This window comes from Achromobacter sp. SIMBA_011 (assembly GCF_046535435.1).
GTDB lineage: Bacteria > Pseudomonadota > Gammaproteobacteria > Burkholderiales > Burkholderiaceae_B > Achromobacter > Achromobacter dolens.
Window position 1 is genome coordinate 1 of the sequence record NZ_JAWRWN010000562.1, and the last position, 267, is coordinate 267.

The 267-nt window shown below is 65.9% G+C and carries 1 pseudogene; it reads right to left on the reverse strand.

What is annotated here, in order from left to right:
• A pseudogene (locus SB816_RS32160) lies at window positions 1-267 on the reverse strand (hypothetical protein); the annotation flags it as partial.

Here is a 267-nt window from a genome sequence, read left to right on the forward strand (position 1 = left end):
GGCGTTGCAGTCTGCGCTGCGGGCACGAAGGCTTCAGCGACCGGAGGCATAAATGCTGGCGCTGTCTCTTCCGCCTGAATGACGGCAGGTGCCGGTACTGGCTCGACCTGCGGCTCGGTTCGGGCTGCGGGCTGCTGTTCAGACCTTGGCTCGACCCGCCGCGGATCAACAGCCGAAACATCGCGACGCGCGCCGAAATTGGCAAGCGGCAGGCGCAGGCTGGAAAATTCCAGCGAAGAACGACCGCCCTGCGAAGGCGGACGCACG